Source organism: Marinobacter koreensis (assembly GCF_023156285.1).
Classification (GTDB): Bacteria; Pseudomonadota; Gammaproteobacteria; order Pseudomonadales; family Oleiphilaceae; genus Marinobacter; species Marinobacter koreensis.
This window is the reverse complement of record NZ_JAKZAJ010000002.1, coordinates 200,636-219,676: the sequence shown is the minus strand read 5'-3', so window position 1 is coordinate 219,676 and position 19,041 is coordinate 200,636. Positions and strand designations below refer to the sequence as shown.

The following is a 19,041-nucleotide window of genomic DNA, read 5'->3' as shown; positions in this document are numbered from 1 at the left end:
CCGCTTTTCTTCCTGCCATAAAAAAAACCCGGCAAATGCCGGGTTTTTTCGAAAGCCTGATCAGAATTACTTGATCTTGGCTTCCTTGTACTCAACGTGCTTGCGAACAACCGGATCGTACTTTTTGATAGCGATTTTTTCCGGAGTGTTACGCTTGTTCTTTTTGGTCGTGTAGAAGTGACCAGTACCTGCTGATGAAACCAGCTTGATTTTCTCGCGCATGATGCGGCTCCTTATACTTTCTCGCCGCGGGCACGAAGATCGGCCAGCACAGCGTCAATGCCTTTTTTGTCGATGATGCGCATGCCCTTGGTGGATACGCGCAGCTTCACGAAGCGCTTCTCGGACTCAACCCAGAAACGGTGGTTCTGCAGATTCGGCAGAAAACGGCGACGAGTGTGGTTCATCGCGTGGGATACGTTGTTACCGGATACCGGACGCTTACCGGTAACCTGACAAACTCTGGACATACTTGCCTCCGACCTGAGCAGTGGTCTCAATCAATACGAATTCGTTGTTTATGCGTCTCTGGTTGCCGGGGAGCCTGCTTGCTCCCGGTTCGCGCCTTGAAAACGGAACGCTGCCTGCCAGACGCCGCCAGAAAGGGACGCTTTTATACCAGAACTCGCCCCCCAACGCAAAAAATTGTTGGGAAATTGGCCAGCTCTCCGGCGTCCCGAAGGTGTCACCTACATCAATCCTCGTTCGGCAAGGGATATTACCTCACCATGCCCGACAACCATATGGTCAAGAACCCTGATATCGACGAGGCCAAGTGCGTCCTTCAGTCTGCGGGTCAGGGAAATGTCCGCCTGGCTGGGTTCTGCCACGCCCGAGGGATGGTTGTGGGCGAAGATGACCGCAGCGGCATTGTCCTCAAGCGCCTGACGCACCACTTCCCTGGGATAGACCGCCGCGCCGTCTATCGTGCCGCGGAAAAGTTCACGGTACTGGATCACCCGATGTCGATTGTCCAGAAACAGACCGGCGAACACCTCGTGAGGATAGGTGCCGAGACGGCTGGTCAGAAACCGTCGGGTGTCAGCGGGGGAACGAAGTGGGTCCCCCTGCCGCAGCGGCTCGTCCATCACCCGTCGCGCCATTTCCATAGCCGCCTGGACCTGGGCGAACTTGGCAGAGCCCAGTCCTTTGACTTCACAGAACTGGCGCCGGGACGCGGCCAGCAACGTCCGCAGGCCACCGAATTGCTGAATAAGATTGCGGGCCAGCGCCATGACCGGGGTGCCAGGAGTGCCGGTCCGCAGGAAGATGGCCAGAAGCTCGGCATCGGAGAGACTTTCGGGGCCATGCTGAAGCAGGCGTTCCCGCGGGCGTTCGTCCGCAGGCCAGGGATCGGGTGTCATGAAGCGCATTCCTTGCAGGTATCAGGGTGATCTCCGGCGCATCCGGCACCGGAACCCGTTCTCGGGGTTACAAAGGTTACTTTAAAAAGTAACATTCAGTAAACGTTGAGGGGGTTCCTCTGGCTGTCCTGTCTGGTCGGGCATGCTATCTTATACCCCTTTCTTTTTAAGGAATTACGGAACCGGTATGGGTGCCAGGCGAATTCTCGTAGGAGTAACCGGCGGCATAGCCGCCTATAAAAGTGCAGAGCTGGTCCGCCACCTGAAAAAGGCGGGGTGTGAAGTCCGCGTGGTCATGACCCGGGGTGCTGAAGCATTCGTAACGCCCCTGACCTTTCAGGCATTGAGTGGGGAGCCGGTCCGCACGTCGCTCCTGGATCCCGAAGCCGAAGCCGGCATGGGGCACATCGAACTGGCCAAATGGGCCGAGCAGATTCTGGTGGCTCCGGCTTCTGCGGATTTCATGGCCCGGTTGGCCAATGGTCTCGCAGACGATCTGCTGACCACCGTTTGCTGCGCAACGGAGTCGCCCATTGTGGTGGCGCCGGCGATGAATCAGGCCATGTGGCGCAATCATCGAACGCAGCGGAACCTGTCTTTACTGTTGTCTGATCCCCAGATCCGCATCTGGGGGCCGGATCAGGGCGACCAGGCCTGTGGCGATATCGGCCCTGGCCGTATGCTCGAACCGGAGGTGCTGGCGGCACGGATCCTGGATCCCCAGGATGGTCCGCTTCGCGGCAAGCGGGTCGTGATTACTGCGGGCCCCACGCGGGAGCCGATCGACCCGGTGCGATACATCAGCAATCACAGCTCTGGAAAGATGGGTTATGCGCTGGCTGCGGCGGCCCGGGATGCGGGGGCCAACGTGGTACTGGTCAGTGGTCCGGTGTCGATACCCGTACCCGCCGGTGTTGAACTCCGGTCGGTTGTCACCGCCGAGGACATGTTGCGTGAATCCATGGCTGCGGTCGATGCCGGAAGCGATGTATTTATCGCCACGGCGGCAGTGGCAGACTATCGCCCGGAAACCTGCGCCGGCGACAAGATCAAGAAAACCCGTGAGACCCTCTCCCTTGATCTGGTCAAGAATCCGGACACGCTTGCCACCGTTGCCGCTCGGCCGGATGCGCCGTTTAGCGTTGGCTTCGCAGCAGAAACCAACGACGTCGACCGGTATGCCCTCGACAAGATGGCCCGTAAGAAACTCGACATGATTGTGGCCAACGATGTGTCCACACCCGGTATGGGATTCAACAGCGACAATAACGCGGTCACGGTGTTCTGGTCCGATGGGCGGGAGCATATCGGCCCGGACACGAAGCGGAACATTGCCACCCGTCTGGTGGCGCTGATCAGCCAACACCTGGAAACCAATTCATGACCAAGAAAAATTTGCAGGTCCGGATTCTTGATGACCGGATTGGAACCACCATTCCCTTTCCTGAATACGCCACTGAAGGCTCTGCCGGCCTGGACCTTCGGGCCTGCCTGAGTGAACCCCTGGTGCTGGAGCCCGGGCAGACATCGCTGATTCCGACAGGGCTGTCGATCCATATCGCCGACCCGTCGCTGGCGGCCATGATCCTCCCGCGCAGCGGACTGGGCCACAAGCATGGCATTGTACTGGGCAATCTCGTGGGGCTCATCGACTCGGATTACCAGGGCGAACTGATGGTGTCCTGCTGGAATCGGGGCAACTCCACATTTTCAGTGGATGTGGGCGAGCGTATCGCCCAGCTGATTCTGGTGCCGGTGGTCCAGGCCGAGTTCGAGGTCGTGGACCGGTTTGACAGCAGCAGCCGGGGTGAGGGTGGCTTCGGCTCGACCGGCACCCGTTAGCGGTACCGGTCGGGAGGCGCGCAAGGGCTTGTTGCGCCGTCTATACTTGGCGGATAACCGCTTGTCCAGAACCAAAAAATTAGAATCGCAGGATGGACTATGAAGCTGGGTAGAAAGAAGTCTTCCGAGGATGTATCGGACACAGCGCCGGTCGGGAAAAAATCCGCTGGCAACAGCCCTGAAAAGACCAGCGGCCCGAAACGGCGCGGTTTGGGAGCCGTTGCAATCAGCCAGGCGCTGGTGGTTCTCGTTGCCGGTGTTGTGGCTGTGGCTCTGGCTCATTTCCTGGTGGTGGAACCCGCCGGTGGCGATCGTCTGGAATCGCAGAAAAGCCAGGAAGTCGCTGCCGCTGCGCAGCGCTTCGACCAGTATCTCAGTCTGATGGCCCGCAGCGTCGACGGCCTGGCTTCGCAGGCTTATGTGGCCGAGGCCATCGGCAACCGTGTGCCTCTGGAATCGGTACAGCAGGAGTTGGCCGGCGCCCTGCCCGGGGTGGCGGCCGTTTATCTGTTCCCCTATCGACAGATTCCCCGCTCCGCCAACGGCGATGAGTTGCTCGGTTTCGCGGGCCTTGAGATGGCACGCAAGGCAGCGGCCGGTGAGCGTGTAACGCCGGAAGCCGTGCCCCGGAATGCCCAGTGGTATCTTCAGATGGCATCGCCCGTGCGGAATCCCTCCTCCAATGCCGTGGTGGGCAGCATGCTGGTGGTCTTTGACGCATCGGTTCTTCAGCCCCTGTTAAATGTGGTCAATACCAACCTGGGCGGGCGACTTGCCCTGGTCCAGACAGTATCCGGAACCTCCCGGGTGGTGGTCAGCAAGGGCAATGGCTCGGGGGATGCGGTAACCCGCGATTTGTCGAACCCCGACTGGTCCGTCACCTACACCCCGGCACGAAAGCCGGCGGCGCCCGTTGATATTGTGATGTTGGCACTGCTGATCGGCGTGCCGGCATTGCTGGCGGCTATTGTGGTCTGGATGCTCCTCAGTAATGCCCAGCGGGGCCTTCGGCAGGACGTTGCTGCGCTGATCCAGTGGTCCCACAAGGTATTTGGCGGAGAGAGGGCCAAACAGCCGGGCCTGCGTTGGGAGATGGTGGCGTCCATGGCAGAAGTCCTGGGTCGGCTCTCCCAGGTGGTGGAGAAACGTCTGGCCAGGGCGGTGGAAACCGCCCGTCCAAAGGCTGCACCGATGGCAGGCCCGTCGACTCAGTCTTCAGCAGACGAACCTCTGTTCCAGGACAAGGAAATGCCGGACATTGATATGCTCGATGGCGACGAGGACGTCCTTGGCTTCGGTAACAGTGATGAGACCGTGTTTGGTGCTACCGACGCCCCGGAAGTCGAGGAAGTCTCGGCGCCGGCGGTCGATATCGCGCCGGAAATTTTCCGGGCGTATGACATTCGCGGCATTGTTGGCGAGACCCTGTCTCCCGACATTGTGCAGGTGATCGGTCGCGCCATCGGTTCGGAGGCCGCCGCGCGGGGAGTCAGTAGCCTGTGCATTGGCTACGATGGCCGCCACTCCAGTCCGGAACTGGCCAGCGCCCTGGCCCGTGGAATCATGGCTACCGGATGTGATGTCATCGACATCGGAGCGGTGCCGACGCCGGTTCTTTACTTTGCCACCCACGAACTGCAGACAGGCTCCGGCGTGATGGTGACCGGCAGCCACAACCCGGCGAACTACAACGGCCTGAAAATCATGCTGGGAGGGGAAACCCTCTCCGGTGAAGCGATCCAGGGGCTGTATCAGCGCATCCAGACAGGTGACCTGGCCACGGGGCAGGGCAGTCAGTCGGCCCAGGATGTCCGCAGGGCCTATCTTGATCGGATTGTCGGAGACGTGGCGGTGGCCGCGCCGCTCAAAGTGGTGGTGGATGCAGGCAATGGTATTGCTGGTGAACTCGGCCCCATGCTGATCGAGGAACTCGGCTGCGAGGTCATCCCGCTTTACTGTGAAGTAGACGGCGATTTCCCGAATCATCATCCGGACCCCGGCAAGCCGGATAACCTTGCGGATCTGATTGCCAGGGTCAAATCGGAAGGTGCCGATCTGGGCATAGCTTTCGATGGCGATGGTGATCGCGTGGGCGTGGTTACCAACACCGGCAAGATCATCTGGCCCGACCGGTTGCTGATGCTGTTTGCCCGGGATGTGGTCTCCCGGAACCCTGGGGCCGATGTGATCTACGACGTCAAATGCACCCGGCGCCTGGCGAGCATTGTGTCGGAGGCCGGCGGTCGTCCCATTATGTGGAAAACGGGGCATTCCCTGATCAAGGCCAAAATGAAGGAAACCGGGGCCCTGCTGGCCGGTGAGATGAGCGGCCACATCTTTTTCGGAGAGCGCTGGTATGGCTTCGACGATGGCCTCTATTCCGCGGCGAGGCTGTTGGAGATTCTCGGGATCGAGGATCGCCATTGCGACGAGGTATTCGCCGATTTCCCGGAGGATATCAGCACGCCCGAACTGAATGTCGAGGTGACGGAGAGCACCAAGTTCGCCATTATTGAGCGCCTTGGCCAGGAGGCCGACTTCGGCGATGGCAATATCAGCACCATTGATGGCATCCGGGTCGACTATGCGGATGGCTGGGGCCTGTGCCGGGCCTCGAACACAACGCCGGTTCTGGTGCTGCGGTTCGAGGGTGAGACCGACGATGCCCTTGCCCGAATCGAGGCGGTGTTCCGGGAGCAGTTGGCCAAAGTGGCGCCGGATCTGCAGATCAGCTTCTGATGTCCGGTTGCTCTCCGTCCAAGTATCAACGTTTTCTGTAAAGGTAAGGAACAACATGGCGCTGGATCGTGATACAGCTATGCAGGTGGCCTCGGTACTGAGCAAAGGCCTGCCCTACATTCAACGGTTTACCGGCAAGACCGTGGTGATCAAGTATGGCGGTAACGCCATGGAGAATGAGGAACTCAAGAGCAGTTTCGCGCGCGATGTGGTGCTGATGAAGCTGGTGGGTATCAATCCCATTGTGGTTCACGGAGGCGGGCCCCAGATCGGTGAGCTGCTCAAGCGGTTGAATATCGAATCCCGGTTTGTCAACGGCATGCGGGTGACCGACGAGGAAACGATGGATGTCGTCGAGATGGTCCTCGGCGGTCAGGTAAACAAGGAAATCGTTTCATTGATCAATGCCCATGGCGGCACCGCTGTTGGTCTGACCGGGAAGGATGCCAATCTGATCCGTGCCCGTAAGCTGGAAGTGGTCAACCGGACGGATGAATTCGCAAAGCCGGAGATTATCGATATCGGACACGTGGGGGAGGTTGCCAGTGTCAATGTCGAGGTCATCGAGATGCTGACCCGCAGCAACGTGATTCCGGTCATCGCGCCGATCGGGGTTGGTCCGGATGGTGCGTCATACAACATCAATGCCGATCTGGTGGCGGGCAAGGTGGCAGAGGCGATGAAAGCCGAGAAGCTGATGCTGCTGACCAATGTCTCCGGCCTCAAGAGCAAGGACGACAAGGTGTTGACCGGCCTGACCGCGCAGCAGGTGAACGACCTGATTGACGACGGAACCATCTATGGTGGCATGTTGCCGAAAATCCGCTGTGCGCTGAGCGCAGTCGAGAACGGTGTTCGCACCTCCCACATCATTGACGGGCGTGTGGCGCATGCCTGTTTGCTGGAAATCTTTACCGACGAGGGCGTCGGTACGCTGATTTCCCGCAACTGATACGTGGTTTCTGGAGTTTCCGCATGAAGCGTCTAATGACATGGTTGATCCTGCTCGCCATCCTGGGCTTTGCCGCCTACAAAGGGGCTGTCTGGTGGCTGGCGGATCAGCGACTGGCGGAACTCCGGATGGAGCTGGAGCCGGCCGGCGTTCTCGATCGGGGCAGTGTGAGTTCCGGACTGGATGGCCACATACGGCTGACCAACGCCAGTTGGCAGGATTTCCGGCTGACCCGTCCCCTGGACATCGGTCATATCGTCTTCGATGCCGGTTCGCCCCTGACGTTGCTGGAGGTGCTGGCAGATCCAGCCCGCCTGCCATCGCAATGGAGTCTTCAGGCAGACGGCCTGGGAATGGTGCTTGAGCCCACCATGTTCCGGAACTGGGTGACGGCAGAGGGTCGGAAGGTCGATGGCAAACCGGCGCTTATTCAGCTTTCCTGCGCACCGGATCCACGGCAACAGCTTGGCAGTGGAGACCTGATGCGTATGGGCATTACCGGCCTGGCCGGGGAAGCGCTGGTGCAGCAGCAGGCAGATGGCGTGCATGCGGAGCTGAATACCGCCGGCACCGGAAGCCTGGAGCTTCAGTGGGACGGCGCCAGAATCGATCTGATGTCCCTTGATACGCTGCTTACGAATGCCAGAGCGCCGATGATCGTCACCGTCCGGGATGGAGGCCTGATGCGACGTGTCGCAGCATACTGTTCGCGGGAAGTGGGAGTGGCAACGGGTGACTGGGCCTCACAGGCCGCCAGTGACCTGGAAGCGGCTCTCGAGGCCCGCGGCATGACGGCAAGTGGTCAGTTGCTGGCGCTCTATCGGCAGTGGTTGACCGAAGGCGGTGAGTTGACGGTGGCGCTGCATCCGTCGAAGCCATGGTTTGGTATACCGGTCCATGATGCCGGGGCTGAAGCCGACGGGTCTGACTGGCGCGTCGAATACAATGGCTCGGTGGTGCCGGATGTGTTCCTTCAAACCATTACGGCCGAGCCAGAGCAGCCGTCGTCGAAGCCGCCATTACAGGAGCCGGAGCAAAGCGGCGATGCCAAGGTTCAGCGGTGGTATGCTGACCCGGTGGAACAGGCCGCGAACTGGGTTGGCCATCGGGTGAGAATCACCCTGTCCAACGGTAACGTGGTAGAGGGTCGCCTGGTGGGCGTCACTGATCAGGAACTCGAAGTCGCGAGGGTCGTCGCCGGCGGGGAGGTCACCTACCCGATGAAATTGAGGGCCGTCACCGGCTTCGAAGTCTGGCGACGTGGCCACAACCAATGACAGCGACAAGGCCCGGGACGGGCTGAGGGGGCGTTATGTCGAATGCCGCAGGCACAACAGGTGCCTTACCGGATCTCAAATCCATGCTGGCCCGACTGATCGCGCAACCGTCCATCAGCAGCGCTTCGCCCAAATGGGACCACAGTAACGAGGCGGTCATCCGCACACTCGCGGACTGGTTGGAGCCGATGGGGTTCGATGTCGAGATACTCGAGGTTCCCGGTGCGCCCGGCAAATTCAATCTCATTGCCACGCTGGGTCAGGGGCCCGGTGGCCTGGTTCTATCCGGCCACACCGATACCGTTCCGTTCGATGACCAGCGCTGGCAGAGCGATCCCTTTACCCTGACCGAACGGGACGGACGATGGTACGGCCTGGGTACCTGCGATATGAAGGGCTTCTTTCCGCTTGCCATTGAAGCTGCCCGGGAGGTGGTCGGTGTTCAGCTTCGGCAGCCGCTGATCATTCTGGCGACGGCGGACGAGGAAAGCTCGATGAACGGTGCTCGCGCACTGGCAGAGGCCGGACGCCCCAAGGCCCGTTACGCGGTGATCGGCGAACCGACCGGGCTCAGGCCGGTGCGGATGCACAAGGGCATCATGATGGAGCGCCTTCGGTTTGACGGCCAGTCCGGTCATTCTTCAAACCCTGCCCTGGGTCACAATGCTCTGGAGGGTATGCACGAGGCCCTGACCGAGCTGCTCACGTTGCGGGAGCAATGGCAGGCGAAGTATCAGAATCCGAATTTCGAGGTTCAGGTACCGACGCTCAATCTGGGGTGCATCCACGGGGGTGACAATCCGAACCGGATCTGTGCCGACTGTGAACTGCATTTTGACCTTCGGCCCCTGCCTGGTATGGACATGGATACCCTCCGGCAAACGATTCTGGAGAGAATCCGGCCGGTCGCCGAGCGGCGCTCGCTCTCCTTGCTGTTCGAACCGCTGTTTGATGGCGTTCCGCCATTTGAAACGAAGGCTGATGCCGAACTGGTGCTGGCCTGTGAAAAGCTGACCGGGCACACGGCCCATGCGGTGGCGTTTGCCACCGAGGCTCCATGGTTGCAGAAGCTGGGCCTGGAAACCCTGGTCATGGGGCCGGGATCCATCGATCAGGCGCATCAGCCCGACGAATATCTGGAACTGTCCCAGCTGGATCCGACCGTCCGGATCCTCCGGGGACTGATCAAGCAATTTTGTCTTTAGCGGAGACTCCGAATTGAAATCGAACGACTGGCTGCACGGGTTTCGCCACTCCTCGCCCTATATCAATGCGCATCGGGGCAGGACGGTGGTGCTGACGTTGCCGGGCGATGCCATTGAACACGGCAACTTCATCAACATACTGCACGATATCGCCCTTCTGGCCAGTCTTGGGGTGCGATTGGTGGTTGCCTTCGGAGCCCGTCCCCAGATACAGCGCTGTCTGGATCACGCCGGTGTTCAGTCAGAGTTTTCCCAGGGGCTCCGCATCACCCCCGAACGGGATCTGCCCAAGGTGATGGAGGCGATTGGAGGCCTCCGGTCGTATCTGGAGAGCCAACTGTCCATGGGACTGGTCAATTCTCCGATGCACAATGCCCGGATCCGTGTGAGCAGCGGTAACTACGTGGCGGCGAAGCCCGTTGGCGTGCTGGATGGCCTGGATTTCGGCTACACCGGGAAGGTTCGCCGTATCGATACCGCTGGCATCGAAAAGCTGCTCGAGCTCGGGCACATCGTGTTGTTGCCGCCCATGGGTTACTCGCCCACCGGTGATACCTTCAATCTCTCCTACGAGGATGTTGGCAGCCAGGTGGCGGCGGCTCTTCAGGCGGAGAAGCTGATCGTGTTTATCGACGATCCGGGTGTACTGGAAGAGGACGGGTCCCTGATCCGCGAACTTTCGGCCCGCCAGGCCTCGGAACGTTTGGCGGCGGGCAAGGTCACAGGGCATGACGCAGCGCTGCTTCAGGCTGCCTGTGATGCCTGTATCAAGGGCGTAAGGCGTGCTCACATCATCAGCTATATCCAGGACGGTGCGCTGCTGGAGGAGCTGTTCACCCGGGACGGGTCGGGCACACTGGTCAGTAGCGACCATTATGAACAGCTCCGTCAGGCGAGGGTGGAGGACATCGGTGGCATCCTTGAGCTGGTACAGCCGCTCGAAGAGCAGGGCATCCTGGTCAGGCGGTCCCGTGAAATGCTGGAAACGGAAATCGACCAGTTCGTGGTGGCAGAGCGCGATGGCACTATTGTCGGGTGCGCGGCCCTTTATCATTATCCGGACGAAGGTGCGGGCGAGCTCTCCTGTTTCGCCGTGGACCCTGCCTATCGGCGGTCCGGTCGCGGCGATGATATTCTCTCGATGATCGAGAAGATGGCCAGGAGTCAGGGCATTACCAAGCTGTTTGTACTTACCACGCAGACCGAGCACTGGTTCCGGGAGCGGGGATTCCTGCCGAGTTCCGTGCAGTCACTGCCGGGCCCGAAACTGGCCTCCTACAATACCAAACGTGCGTCAAAGGTCTTCTGTAAACCGTTGTGAGAGCGCGCGCAGCCTGGCTGAGCGTTGTTCTTCGGGCAGGCTGGCCAGAGTTTTGACGGCATCGTAGAAAACCGGAAAGCGGTTGTCGCAGTCTTTCAGCAACTGGCGGAAGCCCGGAACCAGGTGGTTGTATTGGCGAAACAGGGCCAGGTTGGCATTGTTCAGCGTGACGGGCGGTGGTCCGAATGGACCGGGTTCCGCCCAGTGCTCCGAAGCCGCTGCGTAGCGCTCTGCCAGATCATTGAGTAATGCCTGTTTGCGATCCCTGAGCGTTTGTGGTGCCAGGGTGTCGGCCTGCCGATACAGTGCTTTCAGGCGGTTGGTGGTGTCTGTCACCAGAGCCTGTGTCTGACGGCGACGTTCCAGCCGTGCCTCGATCGCCGGGAAGTGGTCGGCTTCGCCACGCTGGATCAGCCAGCGTCTGAGGCCCTCCAGTTCAACCGCCGTGGCAAAACTCTCATTGAAGTCGGTCGCATTGTCGACGTAAACCACCCGATGGGCCAGTTCGTGGAACATCAGTGCCACCATCCGGTCATTTGAGAGGGCCGTGAACCCGGATTGCAGCGGATCATCAAACCAGCCCAGCGTGGAATAGGCGGTAACGGCTCCGATCAAGGTATCGAAGCCCTGTTGTTTGAATGCCGACTGTTCCCGTTTGGCGTCGTCGAGGTTGAAGTAGCCCCGGTAGGCCTGGCAGCCGAGGACGGGGTAGCACCAATGGTGGGGCGTCAGTGAGAATTCCGGGACCGCAACCAGGTTGACCACGACCCAGGGGCGTCCCAGTTCCGTATACTCGAGAAAGGCATCGCCGACGGGTAACGCCAGGGAATCCCTGGCAAAGATCCGGGCGTTGAGCGCCACCCGGAGGCTGTTTCTCAGAGCCGGAGTCGTCTCCGGATCAGCGATGACGTCGGAAATGGGTTGGGCGTTGGCCAAAAGGCGGATGTGTCCGGAGATCGCCTGCCCGTAATATTCGACAGTGGTGCATGCGGTGGTCCCGCAGATCAGTAGCAAAACAAGATAGATCTGACTAAGCTGTTTCATGGGTCCGGGTGTTATACTGGGGCCGGTTGCCTGTTGGAACCTGGCCACTATATTACAGTCATGGTTCCCTTAGTAGCCGGTGGTCCAGTCCACCGTATCAGGGACGTCAGCCGCCGCAGGGGTGTAGGCCCTTGGTGGGGTGGTGGTGCGAGATATCAGGTTGTTCATGGATTCAAAAGAACGTCGTAGTAGTCCCCGTCAGCCCATCAAGTTGGCTGCCCAGATCGAGGTGGGTAATGGCCAGTCGTGGCCGTGCCAGATCGCCGATTTCTGTGCCGAAGGGTTATTCATTCGTTATTCCGGTGATACCTCCCGGAAACTGGACCAGGCGCTTTCGAACGGCGGATCGTCAGAGCTCGTCGTGCGTTTTCGGAGCCCCGAGGGTAACCGTCGACATGAGCTTCACGTCAGCCCGGTACGCCGGATCCAGGGTGCCATGGGAGTCAGCTTCACCCGTTCCAACCCGGATGCGGTTGAAGCGATGCTCAAGCTGTGTGGTGGCTCCCGCCATCAGGACCGGTCTTCGCTGCGTCCTCCCAATGACCGGACCCAGTTTGTTCTGCATCAGTCGGCCAGGGCGGTAACCCAATACATCGAGCCGCTGATGGATGCCTGCGTTGTGCGCATGGCAGCGGATCTCAAACAGGCCGCCCAGCGCGCCTCCAATGACCAGCTCGCCAATGAATACATGGACGCTTCCGGTCAGATTCAGTCCCGCCAGCGAGCTATCTGGCATTACATGTCCAAAAGCCTGGAGTCGCCACTCAAGCCGGCGCCGAAGGGATTCCCCGGATCGGAACTGTCGATTGTGGACAAGGGGGAATTTGAAGATTGGCTGACCATCCGCGTTATGGTCACCAAGGCCGACACTCTCTACCGTGGCGACCTGTTGCAGTTGAAGTTGCGCCTGGATGAACTGGGTGTCGCCAACGCAACCGGGCATCACAATCCTTTAGGGCCTTCGCTGGTCTGCGAAGCCTTTCATGCCGGTCTCAACCAGCTGAAGCTGTCGCGGGAAGTGGAAAAGGTCTGCCTCAAGGCCTTTGAGCATACCGTGCTCCGCGAGTTGGCGCCGCTTTACCAGGAACTCAACAATATACTGATTCGTCACGGTGTACTGCCTGACCTGGACCTGAGCAAGTACCTGAGCGAGCAACAGCCAAAGAAGCCCGCAGGGGCGGAGGCAGCGCCTCCCGCCCCGACTGCCGAACCCGCTGCCAGGGAAAATCCGCCAGCAGAGGACGCCACCCCCCGTCCACGGTCGATCCCAAGTCGTGTGGGTCAGGAGTTCCGCGGCTATGCCCAGGCCGCGCAGACGGCGTTTGCAACGGTCCGGAACCTGGTCTCAACCCTGACCGCCAGTCGGTTGTCCCGGGGGGATCAGGAGCCGGTTGCCTTTCCCCCGGGGGCCCGGCCGCTGTCCTCCGGAGAATTCCAGCGTGAACTGCAGCAGCTTCAGGTGCAGTCGGTCCAGGCGGATGCCGAACATGACGCTCTGCCGCTGAAGGAGCGGGTGGTCGAGCGGATAAAGGAAAGCGGTGAGCATCGGCTTGACGAAGAGCAACAGGATACGCTGGACGTGGTCGACCGGTTTTTCCGTAGCGTGGTGGAAAGCCCGAAGCTGAGCGAATACGCCCAGGGTCGCATGCGTCAGCTGGAGGTTCCGGTACTGAAGGTGGTGATGCGGGATCCGTCTTTCTTCGATGACCAGAACAGTCCGGTCAGGGGCGTCATGAATCGTCTGGCCCAGCTGGGTGTCAAAGGCGGGCGGATCAATCCGGTGGTCCAGAGACGGATTGATGAGCTGATCCAGCGTATTGCCACCGACTTCGAACAGGATACCGGCGTGTTTGAGCAGACGGTACAGGAGCTGGATTCGCTCATCGACCGACAGAATCTGGTCTACCGGCGTAATGTCGAGCGGGTCACCGCCGCGGCGGAAGGCGCGCAGAAAGTCTCCGAGTCCAAGAAGGCCGTTTCCGAAGTGCTGAACGATCGGTTGGCCGGGCGCCGGGTGCCCAAAGCGGTGTTGAGTCTGCTCGATGGTGGCTGGCGTGACCTGTTGTCCCTGACCTGGATTCGTCAGGGCCCGGACAGCCAGCTCTGGCAGGATTATCTGTCGGTGATCGACTCCCTGCTGGCGTTCGCCGATGATCCCGACAGTTCCATCAATCTCCCGGAGCTGCTGCGCGTCATACAGGATGGCCTGGCGTCCATTTCAAGCAATCATATGCCCTCCTCGCAGATCCGCGATGAGCTGAAGCAGTTTCTGGTTCGCAGCCCCGACAAGGCGCCGGAAATGGTGGAGGTTCCCGAAGCGCAGGCTGAGGAAGAGAAGAAGCAGGTTCTGTCGGAGCGGGAGCAGAAGAGCCTGCAACGCTGGATTAACCGGGCCCAGCAGCTCCGGACCGGCGACTGGCTCCGGGACCAGGAGAAACCGGATGAGCCCCAGTACATCCGGCTGGTCTGGATTGCCCGTGGGTTCAGCCGGTTCGTGTTTGTAAACCACCAGGGTATGCGCGTGGTGGAGCTTGATCTGGAATCCCTTGCGCGGCAGATGCGCAAGGGCATCATTGTGCCCGACAGTCAGTATGAGCGGCCGTTGGTGGATGAAAGCATCGATCGCATGGTGCGGAATGTCTACGATCAACTGTCCTGGGCTTCCACTCACGACGAGCTGACCGGTTTGCTGGGGCGTCGTGAATTCGAGCGAATGCTCGACCAGCAACTCGCCCGTCAGGAAGACGAGCGGGCGCTTCTCCGTTTGGATCTCCGGGGGTTCCGCCTGCTGAACGATACCGCCGGTTACCAGTCAGGGGATGAAGCCCTCAAGCAGGTTTCGGAACTGCTCAAGCAACACGTGGCCGATGGCATGCCGGTGGCAAGGCTCAGCGGTAACGAGTTTGCCATGCTGGTGCCCGCGGAGCGTGGTCTGGACGCCGCCAAAGAATTGATCCGATTGATTGAGGCCGAACCCTTCCGGTTCGGTGGCCGTTCCTACCAGTTGTCGGCCAGTGCCGGCCTGGTGCCGACGCTGCCGGCGTTGGTCAATGCGGAGCGGTGGCTGCGGGCGTCGGAGCAGGCACTTTCAACGGCGAGGCAGCAGGGCCCGGGTCAGGTCGTTGAATATGCGCCCGATGCCGATGACCAGTTGCGTCAGGAGCAGATCGCCGCCAAGGTGGCGAGTCTGGGCAACCTGGATGAGGAACGGATGCTTCTGCGCTGCCAGAAGATCATTCCACTTCACCCCGGTACCGTCATGGCGCCGCAGTACGAGATCCTCATCAGCATGTACGACGATGCCGGCAACCTGATTACCGGCCACGATTTCGTGCGGATGGCCGAGCGTTATGACCGCATGCAGACAGTGGATCGTTGGGTGGTCGGCCACATGCTGGATTGGCTGCGGGTCAATGCGCCAGACCCACGACATTTCGGCGGCGTGTGCATCAACCTGTCGGGCTACAGTCTCAACGACCAGACGCTGCTGGAATTCATCTACGAAAAGCTCAGCGAAAAAGACGCGCCCATCGAACGACTCTGGTTCGAACTCACCGAGGCGTCGGCCATCAACGACGTAGAGAGCGTGGCGGACTTTATTGGCGAGATGAAAGAACTCGGTTGCCGTTTCTGCCTGGGCAATTTTGGCAGTGGGCCCAGTTCTTTCCATTTTATGCGCTCCTTGCCCGTGGACCTCATCAAGATCGACAGTGCTTTTACCAGTCAGCTGACCTCCAGCGAAACCGACCGGGCAATGGTCAAATCCATGGTGGATATGGCGCACTACATGAAACGGGAAATCATCGCCTCGCAGGTTGAATCCCGTGAGGTTCTGGATATGCTGAGTCAATTGGGCGTGGATTACGCTCAGGGATTCGTGGTGGAAAAGCCCCGATCCCTCGACAGTCTTTCCTGATTTCGGGAGCGGTCTCCTGCATGTCAAAGCGCCATCCGATTATTGCGGTTACCGGCTCCAGCGGCGCCGGCACGACCACTACAGGGCGTATTTTCCGTCGCATGTTTGCCAGCGAGAAGCTGCAGGCGGCCATGGTCAGTGGGGACAGTTTTCACCGCTATAACCGGGAACAGATGGCCCGATTGGCCGCCAAGGGGCAGTTCGGTGAGCGCAACCACTTTGCCCTGGCCGCCAATCACATTGACAAGCTGGAGGCCCTGTTCTTCGATTACGGTCAGTCCGGTAACGGCCGGTACCGGCAGTATGTTCACGATGAAGACCGGGACCTCATCGAGGCAGGGCATAAGCCGGGGACCTTTACGACCTGGGGGCCGTTGGCTCCCGACTCCGATCTGCTGTTTTATGAGGGGTTACATGGGGGTGTCGTCAGCGAGGCCTATGATATCGCCCAGTACGTGGATCTTCTGATCGGCGTGGTACCTATCGTCAATCTGGAGTGGATCCAGAAGATCCACCGGGATACCAACCAGCGCGGCTACAGCGAAGAAGCCGTGGTCCAGACCATCATCAACCGCATGGACGACTACGTCCACGACATCGTGCCGCAGTTCTCCAATACCGACATCAATTTCCAGCGGGTACCGTTGGTGGATACCTCCAACCCGTTTGTGGTGCGGGACGTTCCCACGGAAGATGAAAGTATGGTGGTCATCCGGTTCCGGGATTCGAGCGATGTTGCCTTTACCAGGCTGCTCCAGATGATTCCGGGAAGCAGCCTGTCCCGGTACGACACCCTCGTGGTTCCAGGTAACAAGATGGCGCTGGCCATGGATCTGATCATCAGACCCAGGCTGCGCCAGTTGATAGAGCAAAGACCCTACGGTTGAGGGGCTGGTCAGGCTGTCAGCGTTCCGTCCCGGTAATCCCGAAGGGCCTGCTCGATTTCCTCTCGGGTATTCATCACGAAGGGGCCATACTGAACCACCGGCTCGCCGATGGGTTTGCCCGCAATGAGCAACAGCCTGGCTCCCGTATCGCCGGCGGTAACGGTCACTTCATCGCCGTCGTCCAGCACGCTGGCGGCGCTGAGGGGAAGCGCCTTCCCGGCAACGCCTGCACTGCCTTCGTACAGGTACAGCAGGGCATTATGGCTCGCCGGAACGGGCAGGGTTGCCCGGCCCCCCGGGTCGAGATGCAGGTCTGCATAGACTGGCTGAGTGCTGCGGTTACTGACGGCCCCAACAACCCGCTCCCCTGCAATCACCAGGTCGCCGGCGATCAGCTTGATCCGCCCGCCCGGGAGAGTCATCTCCGGAATGTCTTCCGGCTGGATATCCCGGTAGCCGGCCTCGGTCATCTTCTCCGCGGCGGGAAGGTTCAGCCAGAGCTGGAAACCGCGCATGGTGCCTGCTTCCTGCTGAGGCATCTCCGAATGGATGATGCCCCTTCCCGCCGTCATCCACTGGACGCCGCCATTACGCAGGTTGCCGCGGTTGCCGAGGTGATCCTCGTGGAGCATGTGCCCCTCAATCATATAGGTGACCGTCTCAAAACCGCGGTGCGGGTGTGACGGGAACCCGGCGATGTAGTCCCGGGCATCGGACGATCCGAACTCGTCCAGCATCAGAAACGGATCAAGCCGAACCGTCTGTTGTTGTCCCAGAGACCGCTTGATGCGAACGCCGGCCCCGTCGGATGTTTCCGCGCCAGGGATGATCTGTTTGAGCATACGTTCAGTCATGGTGGTGAACCTCCTGTGTTGAGGTGATTCGCGATGTCATGCGGTCAGGGTTTCAATGTCCCGGTCGGCGCGGTCGAGCGCCCTTTCTTTCTGGTCGTCGCCCAGGTTCAAGCCCTCAGCATAGATAAAATGTACGTCCTTGAGCCCGATGAAGCCGAGGAAAGACCGGATGTACGGTGTTTGGGAGTCGTTTGGGGTACCTGCGTAGATTCCGCCCCTGGCCGCCAGCACATAGACAGGCCGGTCCTCGAGCAGGCCCACTGGTCCGTTCTCGGTGTACCGGAAAGTGATCCCCGCCCGGGCAATGTGGTCGAAGTAGGCCTTGAGCGCGGAGGGGATGCCAAAGTTGTACATGGGGACTCCCATCACGATGACGTCGGCCTCGACAATTTCATTGATCAGGGAATCTGAATAATCCACGATCCGTTGCTGATCCCCATCCCGGTTTTCCTGGCTGGCCAGAAAAGCGCCAAAACGCGAGGCATCCAGGTGGGGAACGGGATTCGCTGCGAGATCCCGGTGGATCGTCCGGAAATCCCCTTGGGTTTCGCGCAACTGCTGCAGGGTCCGGTTGACGAGTTGTGAAGACTGGCCATTTTCGCCAAAGATGCTGGCGGTGATAACAAGGACGGTTTTCATGTTCAATGTCTCCTGAATTCGGTAAATCCGATGTGTTGAGACTATTGAACTGCGTTTCGGGTCGGGAAGAAATCGGAGAATACTGGCGGGTATGTTCAGAAAATTTGATGTAGAAACCGGCGCGCCGTTGGCGCGCCTGAAGCTGATCGGACAGCGTTATTCGACGTTGCGGGAGTAGAAAATCTCGAGCATTTCACGCCGCAGGCGCTCTTCAATGGATTGAGCCTCGCCGGGACCGAGGTCGCTGGCATTCACGCCGAACACGTAATTGTCCAGTTTGAAATCCTTGAGCATCATCTTGGTGTGGAACAGGTTTTCCTGATACACGTTGACGTCGATCATCTGATACGCGTTCTGGGTATCCTCGGTCAGGTAATTCTGGATCGAGTTGATGTCGTGGTCGATGTAATGCTTGGTCCCATCCACATCGCGGGTGAAACCGCGAACCCGGTAATCCACCGTTACCACATCGGAATCAAAGCTGTGGATCAGGTAGTTGAGGACCTTCAGGGGAGAAATCAGGCCACAGGTCGATACATCGATATCGGCCCGGAAGGTGCTGACTCCGTCGTGAGGATGGCTCTCGGGGTAGGTGTGAACCGTCACGTGGCTCTTGTCGAGGTGGGCCAGGATCGTGTCCGGAAGAGGTCCCGGTGACTCCTCGTTGTCCGTTTCGCCATTGCTGACTTCGTGTTCAGCAATCAGCATGGTTACGGACGCCCCGTGGGGTTCGTAGTCCTGACGCGCGATGTTGAGCACATTGGCACCGATGATCTTGACCACGTCGGTCAGGATCTGGGTCAGACGCTCGGCGTTGTACATCTCATCGATATAGTCGATGTAGGCTTCGCGTTGTTCTTCGGTCTGCGCGTAACAGATATCGTAAATATTGAAACTCAGGGATTTGGTCAGGTTGTTGAAACCGTGCAGCTGGAGTTTGGTTTCCATGCTCAGCCCCTCCGGACATTGGAGATGAATGACTGCAGGACCGGTATCGTTTC

Annotated in this window: 16 protein-coding genes; 9 read left to right on the top strand and 7 right to left on the bottom strand. The window is 59.7% G+C overall.

The genetic code is table 11. The features are described from left to right. Positions 1–66: 66 nt before the first annotated feature. The 3 genes from rpmG to radC form a co-directional block, all read right to left on the bottom strand. Positions 67–222, bottom strand: coding sequence for a 50S ribosomal protein L33 (gene rpmG / locus MLD04_RS06115; protein ID WP_008939673.1), 156 nt, complete (start codon positions 220–222; stop codon positions 67–69). A gap of 11 nt (positions 223–233) precedes the next feature. Next, positions 234–470, bottom strand: a complete 237-nt coding sequence (gene rpmB, locus MLD04_RS06110) for a 50S ribosomal protein L28 (RefSeq protein WP_008939672.1) — start codon at positions 468–470, stop codon at positions 234–236. Positions 471–689: 219 nt separating this feature from the next. After that, on the bottom strand, positions 690–1,364 hold the full coding sequence (gene radC / locus MLD04_RS06105) for a RadC family protein (RefSeq protein ID WP_248155798.1): 675 nt from the start codon (positions 1,362–1,364) through the stop codon (positions 690–692). Positions 1,365–1,551: 187 nt separating this feature from the next. Between radC and coaBC the strand changes: the two genes are divergently transcribed. The 7 genes from coaBC to argA all read left to right on the top strand — a co-directional run bounded on the left by coaBC (position 1,552) and on the right by argA (position 10,700). Next, positions 1,552–2,748 (top strand): bifunctional phosphopantothenoylcysteine decarboxylase/phosphopantothenate--cysteine ligase CoaBC, encoded by a 1,197-nt coding sequence (gene coaBC, locus MLD04_RS06100; RefSeq protein WP_248155796.1) that lies wholly within the window; start codon positions 1,552–1,554, stop codon positions 2,746–2,748. Then, entirely contained in the window at positions 2,745–3,206 is a 462-nt protein-coding gene (dut, locus tag MLD04_RS06095; protein ID WP_248155794.1) for a dUTP diphosphatase, read from the top strand. The genes coaBC and dut overlap by 4 nt, the downstream gene beginning before the upstream one ends. Before the next feature lie 99 nt (positions 3,207–3,305). Next, the gene (locus MLD04_RS17660; protein WP_282451782.1) at positions 3,306–5,945 is read left to right on the top strand and encodes a phosphomannomutase/phosphoglucomutase; all 2,640 of its coding nucleotides are present in this window, start codon (positions 3,306–3,308) and stop codon (positions 5,943–5,945) included. A gap of 55 nt (positions 5,946–6,000) precedes the next feature. Continuing rightward, positions 6,001–6,897: an acetylglutamate kinase gene (argB, locus tag MLD04_RS06085; RefSeq protein ID WP_248155792.1), complete on the top strand. Its 897-nt coding sequence runs from the start codon at positions 6,001–6,003 to the stop codon at positions 6,895–6,897. Between the two features lie 35 nt (positions 6,898–6,932). After that, a complete protein-coding gene (locus MLD04_RS06080; RefSeq protein ID WP_345799608.1) occupies positions 6,933–8,174 on the top strand; it encodes an LSm family protein in 1,242 nt (413 codons plus the stop codon). 35 nt (positions 8,175–8,209) lie between these two features. Continuing rightward, a complete protein-coding gene (gene argE / locus MLD04_RS06075; protein ID WP_248155788.1) occupies positions 8,210–9,379 on the top strand; it encodes an acetylornithine deacetylase in 1,170 nt (389 codons plus the stop codon). Between the two features lie 13 nt (positions 9,380–9,392). Next, complete coding sequence (gene argA / locus MLD04_RS06070; protein ID WP_248155786.1) at positions 9,393–10,700, top strand: amino-acid N-acetyltransferase; 1,308 nt, start codon at positions 9,393–9,395, stop codon at positions 10,698–10,700. Here the strand turns inward: argA and MLD04_RS06065 are convergent. Further along, a complete protein-coding gene (locus MLD04_RS06065) occupies positions 10,674–11,744 on the bottom strand; it encodes an aminopeptidase (protein ID WP_248155784.1) in 1,071 nt (356 codons plus the stop codon). The genes argA and MLD04_RS06065 overlap by 27 nt on opposite strands. 166 nt (positions 11,745–11,910) lie before the next feature. Between MLD04_RS06065 and MLD04_RS06060 the strand changes: the two genes are divergently transcribed. Then, positions 11,911–15,660 (top strand): DUF1631 family protein, encoded by a 3,750-nt coding sequence (locus MLD04_RS06060; protein ID WP_248155782.1) that lies wholly within the window; start codon positions 11,911–11,913, stop codon positions 15,658–15,660. 20 nt (positions 15,661–15,680) lie between these two features. Continuing rightward, positions 15,681–16,547 (top strand): phosphoribulokinase, encoded by an 867-nt coding sequence (locus tag MLD04_RS06055; RefSeq protein WP_248155781.1) that lies wholly within the window; start codon positions 15,681–15,683, stop codon positions 16,545–16,547. A gap of 8 nt (positions 16,548–16,555) precedes the next feature. Here MLD04_RS06055 and MLD04_RS06050 read toward each other — a convergent pair whose 3' ends face one another. From MLD04_RS06050 to speD, 3 genes are all read right to left on the bottom strand, one after another. Continuing rightward, positions 16,556–17,401, bottom strand: coding sequence for a pirin family protein (locus MLD04_RS06050; RefSeq protein ID WP_248155780.1), 846 nt, complete (start codon positions 17,399–17,401; stop codon positions 16,556–16,558). 36 nt (positions 17,402–17,437) lie between these two features. After that, positions 17,438–18,040, bottom strand: coding sequence for an FMN-dependent NADH-azoreductase (locus tag MLD04_RS06045; RefSeq protein WP_248155778.1), 603 nt, complete (start codon positions 18,038–18,040; stop codon positions 17,438–17,440). Between the two features lie 156 nt (positions 18,041–18,196). Beyond that, positions 18,197–18,988, bottom strand: coding sequence for an adenosylmethionine decarboxylase (gene speD, locus MLD04_RS06040; protein ID WP_248155776.1), 792 nt, complete (start codon positions 18,986–18,988; stop codon positions 18,197–18,199). Positions 18,989–19,041 lie beyond the last annotated feature (53 nt).

What these genes read in the sequence shown, in the direction of transcription:
- rpmG (WP_008939673.1), bottom strand. Translation starts at nt 222, where the DNA reads ATGCGCGAGAAAATCAAGCTGGTTTCATCAGCAGGTACTGGTCACTTC.
- rpmB (WP_008939672.1), bottom strand. Translation starts at nt 470, where the DNA reads ATGTCCAGAGTTTGTCAGGTTACCGGTAAGCGTCCGGTATCCGGTAAC.
- radC (WP_248155798.1), bottom strand. Translation starts at nt 1,364, where the DNA reads ATGACACCCGATCCCTGGCCTGCGGACGAACGCCCGCGGGAACGCCTG.
- coaBC (WP_248155796.1), top strand. Translation starts at nt 1,552, where the DNA reads ATGGGTGCCAGGCGAATTCTCGTAGGAGTAACCGGCGGCATAGCCGCC.
- dut (WP_248155794.1), top strand. Translation starts at nt 2,745, where the DNA reads ATGACCAAGAAAAATTTGCAGGTCCGGATTCTTGATGACCGGATTGGA.
- MLD04_RS17660 (WP_282451782.1), top strand. Translation starts at nt 3,306, where the DNA reads ATGAAGCTGGGTAGAAAGAAGTCTTCCGAGGATGTATCGGACACAGCG.
- argB (WP_248155792.1), top strand. Translation starts at nt 6,001, where the DNA reads ATGGCGCTGGATCGTGATACAGCTATGCAGGTGGCCTCGGTACTGAGC.
- MLD04_RS06080 (WP_345799608.1), top strand. Translation starts at nt 6,933, where the DNA reads ATGACATGGTTGATCCTGCTCGCCATCCTGGGCTTTGCCGCCTACAAA.
- argE (WP_248155788.1), top strand. Translation starts at nt 8,210, where the DNA reads ATGTCGAATGCCGCAGGCACAACAGGTGCCTTACCGGATCTCAAATCC.
- MLD04_RS06065 (WP_248155784.1), bottom strand. Translation starts at nt 11,744, where the DNA reads ATGAAACAGCTTAGTCAGATCTATCTTGTTTTGCTACTGATCTGCGGG.
- MLD04_RS06060 (WP_248155782.1), top strand. Translation starts at nt 11,911, where the DNA reads ATGGATTCAAAAGAACGTCGTAGTAGTCCCCGTCAGCCCATCAAGTTG.
- MLD04_RS06055 (WP_248155781.1), top strand. Translation starts at nt 15,681, where the DNA reads ATGTCAAAGCGCCATCCGATTATTGCGGTTACCGGCTCCAGCGGCGCC.
- MLD04_RS06050 (WP_248155780.1), bottom strand. Translation starts at nt 17,401, where the DNA reads ATGACTGAACGTATGCTCAAACAGATCATCCCTGGCGCGGAAACATCC.
- MLD04_RS06045 (WP_248155778.1), bottom strand. Translation starts at nt 18,040, where the DNA reads ATGAAAACCGTCCTTGTTATCACCGCCAGCATCTTTGGCGAAAATGGC.
- speD (WP_248155776.1), bottom strand. Translation starts at nt 18,988, where the DNA reads ATGGAAACCAAACTCCAGCTGCACGGTTTCAACAACCTGACCAAATCC.